The sequence below is a fragment of the Bradyrhizobium sp. P2_E8 genome (genome assembly GCF_056403875.1).
The window spans coordinates 1-641 of sequence record NZ_JBFUES010001835.1; the positions used below are offsets into that span (position 1 = coordinate 1).

Annotated in this window: 1 protein-coding gene and 1 pseudogene; both read left to right on the forward strand. The window is 66.6% G+C overall.

Going from position 1 to position 641, the window contains the following annotated elements; genetic code table 11:
• The coding region (locus AC1D00_RS44185) for an ABC transporter permease (protein ID WP_477015086.1) at positions 1 to 403 on the forward strand (403 nt) is incomplete at its 5' end.
• Positions 400 to 641, forward strand: a pseudogene (locus AC1D00_RS44190) (ABC transporter permease); the annotation flags it as partial. The gene AC1D00_RS44185 and the pseudogene AC1D00_RS44190, both read left to right, overlap by 4 nt.

Below are 641 nucleotides of genomic sequence, written 5' to 3' on the forward strand. Positions count from 1 at the left end.
CTATCACACCCGCTTCGGCACCTACATCTTCGCGCTCGGCGGCAACCGCGAGGCGCTGCGCTATGCCGGCCTCTCGCCGAACCGGCTCTTGATCGCGGTCTATGCGATCGGCGGCGCCATGGCCGGTATCGCGGGCCTGTTGATGACCGCGCGGATGAATTCAGGCCATCCAACGGCCGGCCTCGGGCTCGAATTCGACGCCATCGCCGCCGTCGCGGTCGGCGGCACCTCGTTCGAACGCGGCAATGGCTGGCTGCTCGGCACGTTGCTCGGCGTGATCGCGGTCGGCGTGCTTCGCAATGGGCTGAACCTGATCTCGATGCCCTCCTCGGTGCAGGTCRCAAGCGTCGGCGTCCTCGTCATCGTCGCCCTGTTCCTCGACGGCCTCAGGAGCCGCGCATGACCGACATCAGCAAAGAGGCGATCGTGCCGCCCCGCTCCTTCCTCTCGCAGGACGCGATCCAGGTGTTCTACCGCCTGCTCGCGGCGCTGCTGATCTGCGCCGTGCTGGCCGTGCTCAGCGATTCCTTCCTGAGCCTCGGCAACATCCTCAATGTGCTCAGGCAGGCGAGCCTGACTTTCTTCATCGCCTCGGGCCTGACGCTCGTAGTCCTGACCGCGGGCCTTGATCTGTCCGTCGG